The organism is Methylomonas sp. 2F7 (assembly GCF_057126975.1).
Map to the genome: position 1 here is coordinate 632,775 of NZ_CP195203.1, position 16,048 is coordinate 648,822.

General features: G+C 53.1%; 13 protein-coding genes. 6 read left to right on the forward strand and 7 right to left on the reverse strand.

Annotation, left to right across the window (positions count from 1 at the left end):
• Nucleotides 1–224 precede the first annotated feature (224 nt).
• Nucleotides 225–2,759, reverse strand: coding sequence for a TonB-dependent receptor (locus ACR64Q_RS03045; RefSeq protein ID WP_231499643.1), 2,535 nt, complete (start codon nucleotides 2,757–2,759; stop codon nucleotides 225–227).
• 619 nt (nucleotides 2,760–3,378) lie between these two features.
• On the opposite strand from ACR64Q_RS03045, the gene ACR64Q_RS03050 reads away from it, so the two are divergent.
• A complete protein-coding gene (locus tag ACR64Q_RS03050) occupies nucleotides 3,379–3,867 on the forward strand; it encodes a TlpA family protein disulfide reductase (protein ID WP_020483141.1) in 489 nt (162 codons plus the stop codon).
• A 168-nt stretch (nucleotides 3,868–4,035) separates the two neighbouring features.
• Here the strand turns inward: ACR64Q_RS03050 and ACR64Q_RS03055 are convergent, their stop codons facing one another.
• Nucleotides 4,036–5,439 carry an amino acid permease gene (locus tag ACR64Q_RS03055; RefSeq protein ID WP_313733551.1) on the reverse strand — a complete coding sequence of 468 codons (1,404 nt, stop codon included), beginning with the start codon at nucleotides 5,437–5,439 and terminating at the stop codon, nucleotides 4,036–4,038.
• Nucleotides 5,440–5,511: 72 nt separating this feature from the next.
• On the opposite strand from ACR64Q_RS03055, the gene ACR64Q_RS03060 reads away from it, so the two are divergent.
• The 4 genes from ACR64Q_RS03060 to ACR64Q_RS03075 all read left to right on the forward strand — a co-directional run bounded on the left by ACR64Q_RS03060 (nucleotide 5,512) and on the right by ACR64Q_RS03075 (nucleotide 8,678).
• Nucleotides 5,512–6,276, forward strand: a complete 765-nt coding sequence (locus tag ACR64Q_RS03060; RefSeq protein ID WP_026603510.1) for an exodeoxyribonuclease III — start codon at nucleotides 5,512–5,514, stop codon at nucleotides 6,274–6,276.
• A gap of 168 nt (nucleotides 6,277–6,444) precedes the next feature.
• The gene (locus ACR64Q_RS03065; RefSeq protein WP_036277908.1) at nucleotides 6,445–6,990 is read left to right on the forward strand and encodes a uracil-DNA glycosylase family protein; all 546 of its coding nucleotides are present in this window, start codon (nucleotides 6,445–6,447) and stop codon (nucleotides 6,988–6,990) included.
• A 97-nt stretch (nucleotides 6,991–7,087) separates the two neighbouring features.
• Nucleotides 7,088–7,618 (forward strand): REP-associated tyrosine transposase, encoded by a 531-nt coding sequence (locus ACR64Q_RS03070; RefSeq protein WP_026603512.1) that lies wholly within the window; start codon nucleotides 7,088–7,090, stop codon nucleotides 7,616–7,618.
• Nucleotides 7,619–7,865: 247 nt separating this feature from the next.
• A complete protein-coding gene (locus ACR64Q_RS03075) occupies nucleotides 7,866–8,678 on the forward strand; it encodes a hypothetical protein (RefSeq protein ID WP_155931148.1) in 813 nt (270 codons plus the stop codon).
• Nucleotides 8,679–8,755: 77 nt separating this feature from the next.
• Here ACR64Q_RS03075 and ACR64Q_RS03080 read toward each other — a convergent pair whose 3' ends face one another.
• Genes ACR64Q_RS03080 through ACR64Q_RS03090 form a run of 3 tightly spaced genes read right to left on the reverse strand, consistent with a single transcriptional unit; the run spans nucleotide 8,756 to nucleotide 13,289 of the window.
• Nucleotides 8,756–10,144: an efflux transporter outer membrane subunit gene (locus ACR64Q_RS03080; RefSeq protein ID WP_197026980.1), complete on the reverse strand. Its 1,389-nt coding sequence runs from the start codon at nucleotides 10,142–10,144 to the stop codon at nucleotides 8,756–8,758.
• A gap of 2 nt (nucleotides 10,145–10,146) precedes the next feature.
• Nucleotides 10,147–12,084, reverse strand: coding sequence for a MacB family efflux pump subunit (locus tag ACR64Q_RS03085; protein WP_313733552.1), 1,938 nt, complete (start codon nucleotides 12,082–12,084; stop codon nucleotides 10,147–10,149).
• On the reverse strand, nucleotides 12,081–13,289 hold the full coding sequence (locus tag ACR64Q_RS03090) for an efflux RND transporter periplasmic adaptor subunit (protein WP_026603516.1): 1,209 nt from the start codon (nucleotides 13,287–13,289) through the stop codon (nucleotides 12,081–12,083). Before ACR64Q_RS03090 ends, ACR64Q_RS03085 begins: the two co-directional genes overlap by 4 nt.
• Here ACR64Q_RS03090 and ACR64Q_RS03095 point away from each other — a divergent pair.
• Nucleotides 13,288–13,503, forward strand: a complete 216-nt coding sequence (locus tag ACR64Q_RS03095; protein WP_036276238.1) for a hypothetical protein — start codon at nucleotides 13,288–13,290, stop codon at nucleotides 13,501–13,503. The genes ACR64Q_RS03090 and ACR64Q_RS03095 overlap by 2 nt on opposite strands.
• Before the next feature lie 124 nt (nucleotides 13,504–13,627).
• Here the strand turns inward: ACR64Q_RS03095 and ACR64Q_RS03100 are convergent, their stop codons facing one another.
• Together ACR64Q_RS03100 and ACR64Q_RS03105 are read right to left on the reverse strand one after the other, a co-directional pair.
• Nucleotides 13,628–15,277, reverse strand: a complete 1,650-nt coding sequence (locus ACR64Q_RS03100; protein ID WP_026603518.1) for a phospholipase D-like domain-containing protein — start codon at nucleotides 15,275–15,277, stop codon at nucleotides 13,628–13,630.
• Between the two features lie 101 nt (nucleotides 15,278–15,378).
• Nucleotides 15,379–16,011 (reverse strand): ribonuclease T2 family protein, encoded by a 633-nt coding sequence (locus tag ACR64Q_RS03105; RefSeq protein ID WP_026603519.1) that lies wholly within the window; start codon nucleotides 16,009–16,011, stop codon nucleotides 15,379–15,381.
• Nucleotides 16,012–16,048: the final 37 nt, after the last annotated feature.

A 16,048-nucleotide genomic window follows, 5' to 3' on the forward strand; every position in this document is an offset into this window, starting at 1 on the left:
AAATGGGTTGTAAAGAGGCTGGGGCGCATTTCGAGTGGGTTGGTGCTACCGCCATGGCCTCGCGGGTTTGGCGATTAATAACCCGGCTCTTAAATTTCTTGGATTCGTCATTTCTGGGAAGGAGGGAGCCATTAGACGGCTCAAGGAATCCAGTATAGCCGCTGGACTCCCGCCTTTGCGGGAGCGACGATGTTTAAGGGCTAGGTCAAAAAATTTCTTAGAACTTAGAAACTTATTGCGCCCTCGAGAAAGAACGTTCTTTGTGGATAAGGATGGAATACATAAGCCGTTTTGTCCGTCAGGTTGTTGATACCGAATGAGATGCGACTTTTCGCAGGTTTACCGAGCAAATCGTATTTGAAGCGGTAACTGGTTTTGAAGTCCAGGAAGAAAAAGCCGTCCTGAGAGCCGAACACGTTGTTAACGTGGTCGCCGTTGTCGATATCGTTGTATGAGTCGCTGGTGTAGCGGCCGGCCATTGATGTGTCCCAAGCCTCACTGATGTGATAAGTAGCCAGGGCATTGAAGCGCCATTCGGGTAGTCGAATCCGTTCTTTTCCGGTCAGATTGTAACGGGTGGGTGAGCCACTCGCTTCCGTGAAGATGAGGTCCGGCCCGCCATCTTCCACGATGGCATTCATCCACGTGGCGTTAAAATTCAAATCGAAGTCAGAATCTAGCACCCGAGCTTGGTCGTATACCAATTCTACGCCGGTGGTGCTGGTAGCAGGAATGTTTTGAAACCCATTCTCTGTAAAAACGCCCGATGCGCGGCGGACTTGCTGGATCGTGTTGCGTATGTCATCCCGGAACACATTGACCCGCACATAGCCGTTGTCCAATCCGTATTCGATCATGAAGTTGTGATGCCAGCCGTCCTCGGCTTTTAAGTTTTCATTCGCGGTCGTTACGCTTGTTGGAGACACGGAGTTTTGATACATCTCCGCGATGACCGGAAAACGATAAGCACGGCCGAAAGAGTAGCGGAATTTCCAATTGGCTGGTTCAAAGCCTAAAGATGCTTTCGGCGAAATTGCATCGTCACTGCGATCCGGCAAATCCCGGCCGCGACCCACACCACTGGAAGCCAACCACCACTCGTAACGCGCGCCCAAGGTCAAATCCCAGTCGGGAGCAAAGTGGTAGGCGAACTGACCGAACATCGCATTGGTAGTCACTTCGCCTTGATTACGTCTATCTAACGATTCAGCGCCAATTCGATTTGCCGAATAGCTGTCATAACCAAATTGCTTGAAATTCATGTTGTAGTTATCGAAGTGGTAACCACCTAAGAACTCTAATGGCTTCCAGCCGAACAATTCCCGGGTGCTTAGTTTCAGGTCGTAGTTCTTCCAATTGAAGTCGTCAAATACCTGCAATTGGCCGGAGTTTCGATTGCGGGGATCATCAGGTGAGAAAAACGCTGATCGGCGTTCGTCTTTTATGACATCCAGATAACTGAACGTGGTGTCGATGTCCCAGGTATCGGTGATAGCCCCTTTAAGCTGCATACCGATTTGCATGGTTTGCCTTTCGTCGTCTGAAGGGCCAAAGCCGCTGTTTTGAACATTGAACGCTCTGCCAGCGAATACAGCATCACGAGTACTGTTGTTGCTGTCAGTAGTATTATCGCCGTAGTAGGCGTTGCCGTTTGCAGAGGTCAAATAATTGCGCGGTTTTTCTGATTTGCGGGTACGTTCTTCGAATGCACCGGTAAATATCGCCTGCAAATCCGGGGTGATGTCGTAGCCTACTTTAAGCTTAACCAGGTCTGTATTGACCAATTCAGGGCCGGTGTCGCCGTAGATATAACTCGGCGTGCCGCGGGTGTCCAGTGTCGGTACCGCGCCGTTTACTGCGGTCGTTACACCGGTAGGATTACGCAAACCGGTATTGTCGATGAAGTAACTCATAGGTTGGCTTTCCGCTTCCAAGCGATTATAGGAAAGCAGAGCCGACCATTTATCCAGACGGTTGCCGTACGAGAAATATTGCCGATTGCCGTCAAAGGTGCCGCCATCGGCGCCAATGTTCTCCCAAGGCTGCACGAAGTAGCTGGTTTCTCCGTAGTACTCTTCTTTCATCGGCATGTGAGTTTTGATATTTACCACGCCACCGATGGAATTGCCGCTGTATTCTGCGGAAAAAGGACCGTATACCACGTCAACCGCGTCGATTTCGTTTGGGCCCACCATGGACCAGCGCGGCGCCCCGTTGAAAGAAGCTTGCAATTGATTGTGCAGGGGCAAGCCGTCGGCGTAGACCATGTTTCTGGCCGTAGAGAACATATCGGCACCACGGATGCCCAACACGCCGTTAGGGTCGCCGATGTAACGTTGACGAATTTGTAAGCTCGGTTGGTACTTGACGGCTTCCTCGGTGGTTTGGGCGTTTTGCCGTTCAATTTCGGCGCGTGATAAGCGGGTGGATGGCGAGGTGAAATGCGAGTCTTTCGCCACTTCACCGGTGATAACCATTTCTTCCATCACCTCGTCTTTGGTGTTACTGCCCGCGGCAGGAGTTTCCGACGACACTAGTTTTGATGCTGTTTGGCTATCGCTAACAATGGACTGGTCCGTTGGCTTGGAAGCTTCTGCATTTTTTGCCGCATGTTTCGTCGCGTCGCCAGTACTTTTCTTCTGTGTTTCAGCGATGGCTAAATTGCTGGTAATGGCCAGCAGAACAGCAGTAGACAGTAAAGAACGCATCGGCAATCTATGTTGTGCTGATTTCTCAAGTGTTTCGGATTGATTTTTCACGTTTAATCTCGGTTGTAATTATTATTTCTGGATTATTGCTAAGTTTTTTAGCTTTCTGATCTAATCACTTTTAGCGATTCTCAGAGCTTGATCATGCTGATAGCCAACAGGTTTTCCGGATAAAAGATATTCCGAAATTCCGGCAAGATTGGGGCCAAGATTAAATGGCTTTGATTTTATTGATAAATAATTAATAGTTGCGGCTTATTTTTAATAAACTGTGTTATTTGACTGATTTTTTGGTTTTTTTTGGGTGATACGCCTCGTTATTCCAAGACACTATGCTTGGGACCCATATCCTTTAAACCAGCGAGAGTTTTAAAAGATGCTGGATAGTTCAATATTTTCAACAATTTGATGCGTACACCGGCTTATAAAAGATTGAGGTGCTTGCGTAGTGAAATTATTAAGTGCCTAGTCATAAAGGGTCAGTCATGCAGAAACAAAAAAATAAAACTATGTTAAAAAACGATGTTCCGTGGATTGGATTTAGACGACAGCAACTTTGTCGTCACATCCTCCGTTTAGGCTTGAATGTCGTCCTAACTGGCGTTAAGGTGCTTGCTGATTTTGATGTCTACAATCGGCCTGCGATAGCAGCTTATTTAATAAGGATACTATGAACATAAGAACCATTCTGGTTGGTCTAGCTTTAAACCTAATTGGCAGTAACGCGGTTTGGGCGGATCAGGTCGAAATAAAACCCTTCATCCCCGGCAGTTACCAACAGATCTTGGCGGCAAGCCCCAATCAGCCTTTAATGCTGGCGATCTGGTCGGTGGATTGTCCGTCATGCCTAAAGGACATGGACATCCTAGGTAAACTGCACGAGAAACATCCGGCTTTAAAAATCGTCATGTTAGCCACCGACGATGCTGAAGCCTTGCCGGAGATTAAGCGGATTATTGATAGCCACAAGTTGGGCGGGCTGGAGAACTGGGCGTTTGCTTCGGACAATCCGGAAAAGCTGCGTTACGAAATCGACCCGGCCTGGTACGGCGAATTACCCAGAACTTATTTCTTCGACGCTGGCCATCAGCGTGTGGGTAAGAGCGGGGCGATGTCGCTGGAAGAATTCGAAGCGCAATTCAGTAAGTTGAAGATGTGATGTCTCTGGGGAAACTATAAACAGCCCTCTCCCTCTGGGAGAGGGCTAGGCTGATGGATGTAAATAATTGGTTTTATTCCCCTCATCCCAACCTTCTCCCGGAGGGAGAAGGAGGTTTTTTAATTTTCAGAAGTCCCCTCCATAACTGAACTAGAGCAAAGGCAGGTATTAGCCCGTCTTTGCGGTTTGCCGCGAGCCATACCAGTAATAGACCGCAATCCCCAGCAGATTCCAGATCAGAAAATACAGCTGCGTAGCACTCGGCAGGCTGATAAAAAGATACAGGCAGCCGATTATCGCAATCGGCCCGGTGACCCAGGCCATGGGCGCGGAAAATTTCCGAACCATTCCCGGCTGCCTGCGCCGCAATAGCAGCATGCACAGCGACACGGTCATAAACGCCAGCAAAGTCCCGGCATTGGCCAGCGCGGCGATTTCGGCCAAGGGAAATAGACCGGCGATAATGCTGACGATGGCGGCGGTAAATAACACGGTGCGCACCGGCATGCCGCGGCGCGAGACCTTGGCCAGAGCGCGCGGTAGCAAACCGTCGCGGGCCATCGCAAAGAAAATCCGGCTTTGTCCGTAGAAAAACGCCAGCACCACGGTCGGCAAAGCAATCACCGCCGATGCCGCCAACCAGCGTGCCGCGTTAGGTCGGTCCAACTCGCGCAGGATCAGCGCTAAGGGCTCCGGGCTGTCGGCGAAGCGCCGATAATCCAAAGCACCCAGCGCCGCCACCGCCACGACGACATAAATCAGCACGCAGATCAGCATAGAGCCGACGATGCCTAGCGCCAAATCGCGATCAGGATTGCGAGTTTCCTCTGCGGCAGTGGCAATGGCATCGAAGCCGTAGAAGGCAAAAAAGATGATGGCCGCCGAGGCCATTACCCCGCGCTCCACGCCATCAGCGCCCAGGGTTTTAACAAAGCCAAACGGCATGAAGGGATGAAAATGTGTAACGTCCAACAATGGCAGCACCACCGCAATAAACACCAGCAAAGCGGTGAGCTTTACCACCACCAACAAGGCATTGACGCTGGCGCTCTCTTTGGTGCCGACCAGCAGTAGCGTGGTGACGACCAGGATGATAATAATCGCCGGCAGATTGATCAATCCACCCAGTTCCGGGCCTTGCATCCACTGCATCGGCACGCCCAAGCCTTCCTGCAGCAGCGGTGCTGCGTAACCGGACCAGCCGACCGCTACCGCGCTGACCACCAGCGAATATTCTAAAATCAGGCTCCAACCCACAAACCAGGCCGCCCATTCGCCGATGACAATATAGGCATAGGTGTAGGCTCCGCCGGCGGCCGGCATCAGTGTCGCCATTTCCGCATAAGCCAAGGCCGCACAGGCGCAAATCGCCCCGGCAATCACAAACGCCAGGATCACCGCCGGCCCTGCCTTCGCTGCACCGACGCCGATCAAAGTTAAAATGCCGGTGCCGACAACCGCCCCTACGCCCAGCGCCATGAGGTGCGGCCAGCTTAAACTAGCCTGCAATCGGTGTTCGGCCGGCACCCTGTCAGCGGCCGACCAGGTTTTGCGCATGCGCCAATTGTTCACGATCTATCCCCTTTGCGGCTGGCAAGCCGGTAAAATACCGAGCTAATTCGCTCTATCCCAATGGAATCCCACATGAAAATTATCTCCTGGAATGTCAACGGCATCCGCGCCGTGCAAGATAAAGGTTTTGCCGATACGCTGAGCCAACTCGACGCCGACTGCGTGTTGTTGCAAGAAACCAAAGCCCAAGACGAGCAAGTCAGCAAGGCTTTGGAAAATATACACGGCTATCACCTGTACACCAACTCGGCGGAACGCAAGGGTTATTCCGGTGTGGCGATATTAAGCCGGCAACCGCCGCTGCAAGTGGTGCACGATATGGGCATTGCCGAACACGACCAGGAAGGCCGGGTAATCGTCGCGGAATTCGAAACGTTTTATCTATTGAATGTCTATGTACCCAATTCCGGCGACGGCTTGGCGCGGCTGGATTACCGGCAGACCTGGGATAAAGAGTTTTTGGCCTACATGCAAAAGCTGCAAAGCCAAAAACCGCTGATAGCTTGCGGCGATTTTAACGTCGCCCACCAAGCCATCGACATTGCTCGACCCAAAGCCAATTACAACAAATCCGCCGGCTATACCCAAGTCGAGATCGACGGCTTCAGTAACTTCGTCGAAGCTGGGCTGATCGACAGTTTCCGCCATCTGCACCCCGATACCGTGGCCTACAGCTGGTGGAGCTATCGCGCCAATGCTCGCGCCAACAACATCGGTTGGCGGATCGATTACGTTTTAACCAGTGAGGCTTTGACCAGCCAGATCAAGGACGCCTTCATTCTTCCGGAAGTGACTGGTTCCGATCATTGCCCGGTCGGTATCGAGCTGGCGCTTTGAACCGGAAAATCTAAAAGTCCCCTCTCCCTCCGTACCCGCAGGGCATAAAGGAGAGGGCTAGGGTGAGGGATGTTTTTAATTTTTTGATTTTCATCAATCATGAGCGAACCAGAGCATTTGCTGCAACAACACCGTCAAGCCCTGCTGGCTTGCGCCCGATGTCCGGCCATGATCCGCCCTGTAGTCAGCGGCAAACCGGTGTTGTCGCCGATTTTGCTGATTGGCCAGGCACCCGGCGACAAGGAAGGCGCACTCGGTAGGCCATTTGCCTGGACGGCGGGCAAGACGATGTTCAAATGGTTTGCCCAGATCGGGCTGGACGAAGCCAGTTTTCGGGAGCGGGTGTATATGGCGGCTGTGTGCCGCTGCTTTCCGGGCAAAAATCCCAAGGGCGGCGACCGCGTGCCCAACCCGCAGGAAATCGAGCAATGTGGAACTTGGCTGCAAGCAGAGGTAGCACTGTTACAGCCTAAGTTGATCATCCCGGTCGGCAAGCTTGCAATACAGCAAATGTTGCCGGTCGACAAACTCAGCGACGTCATCGGCGGCCTGCATCGCCTGAATTTTCACGGCCACGACACCGACGTCATCCCGCTGCCGCATCCCTCCGGCGCCTCCACCTGGCATCGTACCCAGCCGGGCGCCAGTTTGCTGGAAGCGGCTTTGGCCACTATTCAGGAACATGCCGCTTGGCGACAGGTGTTGAGCGGTTGATGGGCTGGGTTGTTTTGTTTTGTTTATTGCTTCTTAAGGGGCACCCTATAGGATGTGCCGACGTTAGGAGGCGCATCGATCGAGTCACCATGACCCCATGACCGAATACCGTCGATTTTACATACCCAACGCCATGTGGTTTTTCACCGTCAATCTTGCCGAACGGAAAAACAATGACCTGCTGATTGATAGGATTGACGAATTGCGAAATGCCTTTCGGTATGTAAAGCAACGCAAACCTTTTCATATCGATGCCATCGTTATCATGCCTGATCATTTGCATTGTGTTTGGACCTTGCCACCCGATGACGGCGATTTCTCTGTCAGATGGAATATCTTGAAAGGGCGGTTTTCCAGGTCAATTGACCATGGAGAACGAATTTCGAAAAGTCGGCAAAAACGCCGCGAGCGTGGTGTTTGGCAGCGGCGATTTTGGGCGCACCTAATTGAAGACCAAGAAGATTACAATCGCCACGTCGATTATATTCATTGGAATCCGGTAAAACACGGCCATGTGAAAAACGTAGTCGATTGGCCATATTCAAGTTTCCACCGTTTTGTGAAACAGGGAGTGTATGCAGAGAGTTGGGGGAAGAATGAAAGGCCGGACATTAAAGGTATCGAGTAACTCGACAGATGCGCCTCCTGGCGTCGGCACATCCTATTTGGCGCAGGCTATCGCATTGAAAGCCCTGTTTGTCATTATGCCCGAAACAATAAAGGTGCTCAGTCCAAAATAGGTTGTGCCGAGCCATGCGAGGCGCAACAGTCGTGATTGATGTGCCCACAACGGCAGCATCCTATTTTCGCCAGGATTTAGCGCACCTTATCGAGTTATTTTCGTCAGGGTTTTGCGAACATTATCGCGTTTGAACATGACCAGAGTTTCTTATGCCCCATATGTTCAAAAATTTTTGATTAAGAGATTTTCAATGGTTCACAGCAATTTAAGATTCAAACCAATTCGTTGGATAAATCAGTTCCCGCTTGGAGAGGATGGCGGGCCAGAACCCTTTTCTATTGATATTGGACCACTCTCAAAATATGGAGGTGAGCTATATTGGCATATGCAAGACCTTTGTCAGTTTCATCAAATTATTTATAAAGATATAAATCGTAGATCTGTACTACTGGATGAGCAGGAGGCTATTCATAAAATAAAATGGGGTGAGTATCCACCAAATCTTGATGAAGATGATTTGTTATGGTTTCAGGTTCAGAATATAAGATCCCTAGACTCTTTGTTGGCTTGTGAACAAGAAATAACTAGAATTAAAAGATTTGTTGATCAATATACCGTAATTGGGCTGTCCGCAGCCTTGGAAAAGTTTCTGTTTAACTTTATAACGTGTATCGAATACTATTTCCCAACAATTTCGATTGAGGATAATTTAAGTATATTCAAATGGGAGGATTTTGAACGTAAGTTCAAATTGAAAGGAATAAAATTTAAAGACTTAGATGGTTATGCTGATACCAATGAATGTCGGACGTTGAATAACGCGATTAAACATAGTGAAATAGTCGATAATAGGCTTGCAAGATTTTCGTATTTTGAGTCATACAAAGGTGTAAATTTAAAAAAATTAGATTTCGAAATGCAGCGGTACCTAAATGGTGTTTCAAATTTTCTTGGTCATGTCATGGATTCTGGAAATAGACTGATCGGTTATTCTATGACTTTCTAAAAATACGAATTCAATTCTGGTAACTTAGTCAAGGGCGTAAGGCGCAATAAGCAACGGACATTGCGCCAATTCCTTAGTCATGGCCCAGGCCCCACAGCCGACAAATCGGTATTCTGCTCACTCAACGACCAACCACCCCCCAAGGCTTTATACAATTGCACCTGGGCGACCAACACATCCAGTCTCGCCTGCACCCGGCTGTTTTCGGTGCTGAGGTAACTGGTCTGGGTGTTTAACAAGGCTTGATAATCGATGGCACCTAATCGGTAGCGCTCCTGGGAGATGTTGTAAGCCAGCCGGGCTTGCGCGGCGGCGGTTTCCAGGGCGCTGAGGCGACGGCTGGAGTTGTTGTAAATAGCTGCGGCGTCTTCGACTTCCTTGAACGCCGTCAGCACGGTTTTCCGATAGGTTTCCACCAACTCCGCGTTCGCGGCCAGCGCGTTGCTCAAAGCACCTTCCAAACGCCCGCCTTGAAACAGGGGTTGGGTCAGGCCGGCCGCCAGCGTCGCGGCGACGCCGGCCGGTTGCGGGTTGGCTAACACGCTGCCCAGGCTGAGTTGCAATTTTGGGTAAAACGCGGCGCGCGCCACGGCGATGTCGGCGTTGGCAGCGATCAATTGCATTTCCACCTGACCGATGTCCGGCCGGCGTTGCAGTAGCGTGGCCGGTTGCTCGGCGGCAATGTCGGGCACGGCAAGGTCCACGAAACGCGCGGGTTCCAGGGCCAGATTTTGCGGCGGATGACCGAGCAGTATCGCCAGGCTGTTTTCCGCCAGCGTTTGCTGCTGCATCAATAAATCCAGGCTGGCGCGGGCGTTGGCTTGCGCGGTGCGCTGTTGCGCCACTTCCAGTTCATAAGCCGCGCCGGCGCGTTGCCGGGCTTCGATGATGGTCAAAATCGCGTTGACGGTGTCCAGGAAATCGCTGGCGATTTGCCGACGTTCCTGGATTGCCAGCAGATTGAAATATGCCTGGCCGACGTCGGACATCACCACCAATTTCAAAGCATCGCGGGCGAAGATTTGACTGAGCATCAGCGCGGTGCCGGCGTCGCGTCGGGCGCGGTTGGCGCCCCATAAATCCACTTCGTAGGCAATGTCGATTTGACCGCTGCTTTGTTGGCTGTCGGTTTTGGTGTTCCGATTGTCGCGGAAATCGCCGCTCAAGCTAGCCGCCGGCCATAACCCGGCGCCGGCGATTTTGGCTTGGGCGCGGGCTTGGGCGACGCGTTGCGTAGCGGCAGCCAGATCGTTGTTATAGGCCAAAGCCTCGCGCATTAAGCGGTTGAGTTGGTTGCTGGCAAAGGCTTGCCACCATTGCGGATCGACGCTTGCCGAGGTGGTTTGCGCGGGTTCGTGCCATTGCGCCGGGGTTTCCACCGTTGGCCGTTGGTATTCGGTCAGTAAATTGCAGCCGGTTGCGACACTCAGCAAGCCAGCTAATAACACTGGATAACTAGGCTTCATCGTCATTCCGCCGCCAAGGCCACAACCGGGTCCAGATGGGCGGCTTTGCGCGCCGGTAAATAACCAAACAGCAAGCCGGTGCCGAAGGCGCAGGAAAAAGCCAGGATCGCCGGCAGCGGCGAAAACAATACCGCCATCTCAAAATACTTCAGGACATACCCGGCCGCAAAGCCCAGCAGCACACCCATTAGGCCGCCCAGGGTGCACACCACAGCGGCTTCGGTATTAAATTGCAGCAAAATGTCGCGGCGGCGGGCGCCGGTGGCGATGCGGATGCCAATTTCCCGGGTGCGTTCGGTGACGCTGACCAGCATGATATTCATCACGCCAATACCGCCGACCAGCAAGGAAATTGCCGCGACGATACCCAACATCATGGTGAAGGTATTTTGGGTTTCGGTGGCCGATTCGATGATGGAGGCCATGTTACGAATCCGAAAATCTTCGGTTTGATGGCGGGCAATCAGCAAGTCGCTAATCGCTTGCTGGGTGGTGTCGATTATGGAGACATCCTTGACCAACACAGTAATGCCGCCCAGGTATTTCTGGCCAAACAGACGGATCAAGCCGGTGCTGATGGGTATGAACACCGCATCGTCGCGGTCGGTACCCATCGCGTCGGCACCTTTGCTGGACATTACGCCGATTACCTCGAAGGGGATGTTGCCGATCATTACGTAGCGGCCCAGCGGATCTTCGCCGTCTACAAATAACAATTTGCGCACGGTCTCACCCAACACCATCACCGGCGCGTAGCGGCGTTGGTCGCGCTCGTCAAAGAAGTCGCCGCTACCCAAGGGCCAGTCGCGCACCTGCGGCATGCTGGAGGCCACGCCCTGCACACTGGTGGCGTAATCGACATTGCCGTAGCGCACAGTCAAACGGCTGCTGCGTTCCGGCGAGGCCCACAGCACATTGTCCAGCTCGGCGATGGCGTCGGCGTCGGCCGGCATCAACGTGGCAACATCGCCCCCGCCGCGAAAGCCGGGGATGCCGGGGCGGATGGATAACACGTTGGTACCCATGGCCCGCATTTGCTCCAACACTTTTTCCTGACTGCCTTGGCCGACTGCCAGCATGGTTACCACGGCGGCAACGCCAATGACGATGCCCAGCAAAGTCAGCGCAGTGCGGAATAGGTTGGCGCGCAGTGAGCGCAGGGCGGTTTTGGCGGCTTCGCCCAATTCGGCCAGCAAGCCGGCGGCACCGATGCCACGATGCACGGGCGGCGCGAGGCGCTGGCCGCTGCGGTTGGCGGGACCGTCGCTGACGATTTTGCCATCGGCGATATGCACGATGCGCTGGGCGTGCGCGGCGACTTTGTCGTCGTGGGTGATCAGTAAAATGGTCCGGCCTTCCGCATGCAAAGCCTTTAACAAGGCCATTACTTCTGTACCGCTTTGGCTGTCCAGCGCACCCGTGGGTTCGTCGGCCAGAATTACCGGCGGATCGTTCATTAAGGCGCGGGCGATGGCGACCCGTTGTTGCTGGCCGCCGGAGAGCTGCATCGGTTTATGTTCGCTGCGGTCGGCCAAGCCCAGTTTGGCTAGTAATTGCAAGGCGCGTTGATGACGCTCGGCTTTGCCCAGGCCGGCGTACAGAGCCGGAATTTCGATATTTTCGGCGGCGCTGGCAGTATTCAACAGATTGTAACGCTGGAACACAAAACCGAAGCTTTCCCGGCGCAGCTCGGCCAGTTGATCCGGGTTTAAGTCGGCAACGTCTTGATCCAAAACCCGGTAGCTGCCGACGTCGGCCTTATCCAGGCAGCCAATCAGGTTCATTAGAGTCGATTTGCCCGAGCCGGACTGACCGATGATGGCCACAAACTCGCCGGGCCAGATGGTCAACGAGACATCATCCAACGCGCGGACAATGCTGTCGCCGTTGGGGTAAAAACGTTGAATATGTTTAAGTTCCAGCAGGGGGAGGGCGCTCATAGTCTCGGAACTCCGGCGCCGGGATAACCTTGGTCTTTTTTGCGGCTTTTGGATTTATCCTCTTTGCCGGCGGCGATCTGCACGCGGTCGCCAACCACCAGTCCTTCAACCACTTGCGCAAAGCGGCGGGTTCTCAAGCCAATTTGCACGATTTTGTCTTGCGGGCCTTGCTCGGTAAGCACTTTCACTTGGTAAGCGTGGCCGTTGCCTTGATCCTGGTTGCGCTGGCGCGGCCCGAGGGCATTGACCGGCAGCAGCGGCACTTGTTCGGCCTTGCCCAACACAAAGAACATCTGCGTGCTCATGCCGGTCATCAATTGCCGGTCGCGGTTATCGACATCGACCAGTACGTTGTACAGCACCACGTTATTGATCACTTCCGGTGTCGGTAATATTTGCCGCACCGTGCCTTGCCAGCGCCGTTCGCCGGAGCCCAGCGTGGTGAAATAGACCGGCATGTCCGAACGCAAGCGCATCACGTCGGCCTCCGCAACCTGGGCGCGCACCGTCATCGTATCCAGCTTGGCCAGTTGCAGGATGGTGGGGGTGGTTTGATTGGCGTTTAAGGTCTGGCCTTCGCGGGCTTTCTGATCAACCATGGTGCCGTCCATCGAGGCAAAGATTTTGGTAAATCCCAGGTTGGTCTTGTCGCCGTTTAAAGTCGATTGCACTTGTTCGATCTGCGCTTGCAGCGACTCGGCAGTGGCTTTGGCGTTTTTTAAAGTGAACTCGCTGTTCTGAAAGTCCTGGACGCTGATACCTTTGCTTTGCAGCAACTCGCGGTTGCGGTCGTATTGCTGTTGAGCAAACACCACTTGGGCTTGTTGACCAGTCAACTGGGCCTGCAAATTCTTGATGTTGGCCTCGCCAGCGGCGACGCGAGCGGCGTAGATCCGCGGATCGATCTGCGCCAGCAATTGGCCGGTCTGCACGTTGTCACCAATTTTGACGTAAATTTTCTGCAATAGACCGGTCACCTGGGCGCCGACATCAACATATTCCTTAGGCTCGAGTTTGCCTTGGGCGGTGACGTTTTCTTCCAGATCGCCCAGCGTCACTTCTACGGTTTCGGCGTGGTCCTGGTCGGTATTTTTGGGTTGCTTGGCAAGATACCAGCTGCCAACAGCAACGGCTATGGCCAATAAAAACACGACAAGCCAGCGCAGACCCCGGCGGTTTGACGATGAAGCGGTGGATTGAGGCATGTTACTTATTAGTGGCTACTTTAGGATGACGGATCGTTTCCCGACCAGCAGTAGTGGCGATGGCTTCGACAGCGGTATCTGGGGAGTGCGCTGCATCAACCCGTTGCAAATCGGCGGGCGAGCGGCTTTTGAAACTAGCTTGCAGTGTATTATCTGCCACTTTGCTTGGCAAGCCGGCAAACCTCTAGGAAAGGTAAAGCTTGGTAAAGTTTGATTAGCGCCTGTCTACCTAGACGTAGATTGATAGGCAAGATTTAGGGGGATCTCTAAATATATTGCATCATACCGGCCTCCTCCCAGAGGGAGATGGAGAGTCCTTTACTCCTTAGAGGAACTTTTCAAGCAAAAAACGCCAACCGTGCAGCCTCCCGTTCGCCGCCTTCGAAAAAGCGTAAAGCCCATTGGTCTGTGCCGTCCAGAAAGCCGGCCTGCGGATTGAGCTTTTTCTGCTTGGCGGCCCAGGCGGAATAGTCGCGGAAATAGTAATGATCGAACATGCGCATGAATTCGCCCAGATAAACATCGGCGACCGCCGTATCGCCGACGATAAATAACTGGTTTTCATCGTTGTAACGGCAGGAGTTGGTGCTGAAGTTGGCTGAGCCGGTGACGACCAATGGGTTATCCGAGAGCGGGTCTACCAGCAGGATTTTGGTATGTACGTGTACGCCGGAATGATGTTTGGACTCAGCTAACAATCGGCCTTGCCATACTTCCAGGATGGATTTTTCGTTAATGGCGGCGCTGGCCGCGAGTTGGGTGTTGGGGGCGTCGTGTAAGGCTTTGCCCACCACGCTGCGGGTGTTCAACAAACCCAATACATGCGCAGGTGCTTTGACTAGGGCGGCTTCTAGTTCGTCGTGCATCGCAAACGGCGCGGTAAAACAGATCAGGCGTTTGCTCGCCGTTACCCATTCCGCGCATTCGCTGATGGCTTCTGTGGATTTGCGCGGGCTAAGTACCAAATGCGATCCCGCTTCGGTCGTTGCCGGCGGTTGGGTTAAGCTCATCACCAGTTTCCGCGAATCGGCTCCCGGCAAACTGGGGTTTTTCCAGACGGCTTGGTGCCAAGCGAAATATTGTTTGGCGACTGTGGCGTCGCTTATCACGTGGCCGACGTTGGATTGCCCGTAGATTGCGCCATCGGTGAAATTGGTGGAGCCGGTCCACACCGAAATCGGCTGGCCTTTGCCGTTGCTGAGCACCATGAATTTGTTATGCGAGATAGTCAAGCCGGCACCGGTGCGAGCTTTGCAGGCGCTTTTTAAGCCGTATTTTTTGATCTGCGGTAGCGCGTCAAGCGAGGGGCCTTCACCCTTGCCGTCCAGCAATCCGTCGTACAAAATCTCCAGTCTGACTTTGCGCAACTTGGCGCGTTTCAAAGCCTCGAAAAACGCGTCTTTGGCAAATTCGTACAAAAATAAATGTAGGCCCTGTTTGGCTTTGGCAGCGTCGATATAGGCGATTAGGGCTTCCTCCAAGCCGCGCGATAACCAACGGCGGGCGTTTTCATCGACAATTTCGCCGGTCGGCAAATGTGGAAACCTCGATGCAAAAGCCTGGCTGGCAGCGGCGCTGCGATTGAAATGCACGGCATGTCCCTGGTTGCCGACGGCGACCGGGTGTTCGCAACTCACTTGCACTGCCACCGACTCGAAAGTTTTTAATGCGCCCGGTTTTCCGGTCAGGGCGTGAATGGTGTAAGTATACGTACGGCCAGGTTTGGTGGTGTAGTCACCCCAATGAAATTTCTGGATCGGATGGTCGCGGCTGCTGACGCTGTAACCGTCGTCACCGGGCAGGTCGAAGCGCTTCAAACCGCGCAGCCAAGTCACTTCGCCGTTTTCATGATCCTTGCGGCGGATGCCGAAACCGAGCAAACCGCTGCAATACGCTTTCGGGCAGGTAAATGCCAACAGCACCACGTAAGTGCCGGCGATTGCCCTAACTTGTAAGCCGTTGGGGCTGATTTCGATTTTGCTACGCATGGCCGTCTCCGTTTAGATAGAGTGGATAGCAAGTTTACGTCTTTTAACCTTGCAGTTGCGAGGCTGGCAAACATTAAAAAATAGCGGTAGCGCCAGCGCAGCTATTTAATATTCCGCACCAAAAAATCCTTTTGCCCGCAAGATTTCGCCGCACTTTTCACCACGTCGGCACCGCAACTGGCTGTCGCACCGCTCTTATCCAGACACACGAACATTTCCTTGAAAAACCGTCCACCGCCGCTGCAAAACGGGACGATGGCTTGTTCTTTCAGCCAAGGGTTGGCCTCGGCAAAGGCGCTTTTCAACCCTTCCGCTGTGGTTCGGAAAGGTTTTTGCGGCCGCTGATAGTTAAGCGGGATGGCGACCTTGCTCTTCAGCGCTTGCGATAATTGAAAATAGCCGGTTTGGGTCAATCCGGAGCAGGTGCCGTGTTTTTCCCATTCGTGTTCGAATAGAAATTCGGAGGGATATAGCTCTGGAAACGCTTGGGCCTGGCTAGGTGCATAGGCTTCTTTGGTGCAGAAGCTCGGATAGCCGACGTTGTATTGCGGCCATAGGCCATGCAGCACCAAACCCAATTTCTTGCCGCACTGTTCGCGGTCTTTGGGTTGTTCCTCGCAATAGGTGGGCGACCACGATAAAGCCAGCACATAAGCGTCGAACTTGCCGGGCTTGCCGTTGGCGGACAGGCCGGTCGAGAATGCTGCCAAACACAGCAGTAACCAAGTTTTCATAAATTGCTCCAGGTTTTAGAGGGTAGGGCGAATGAAT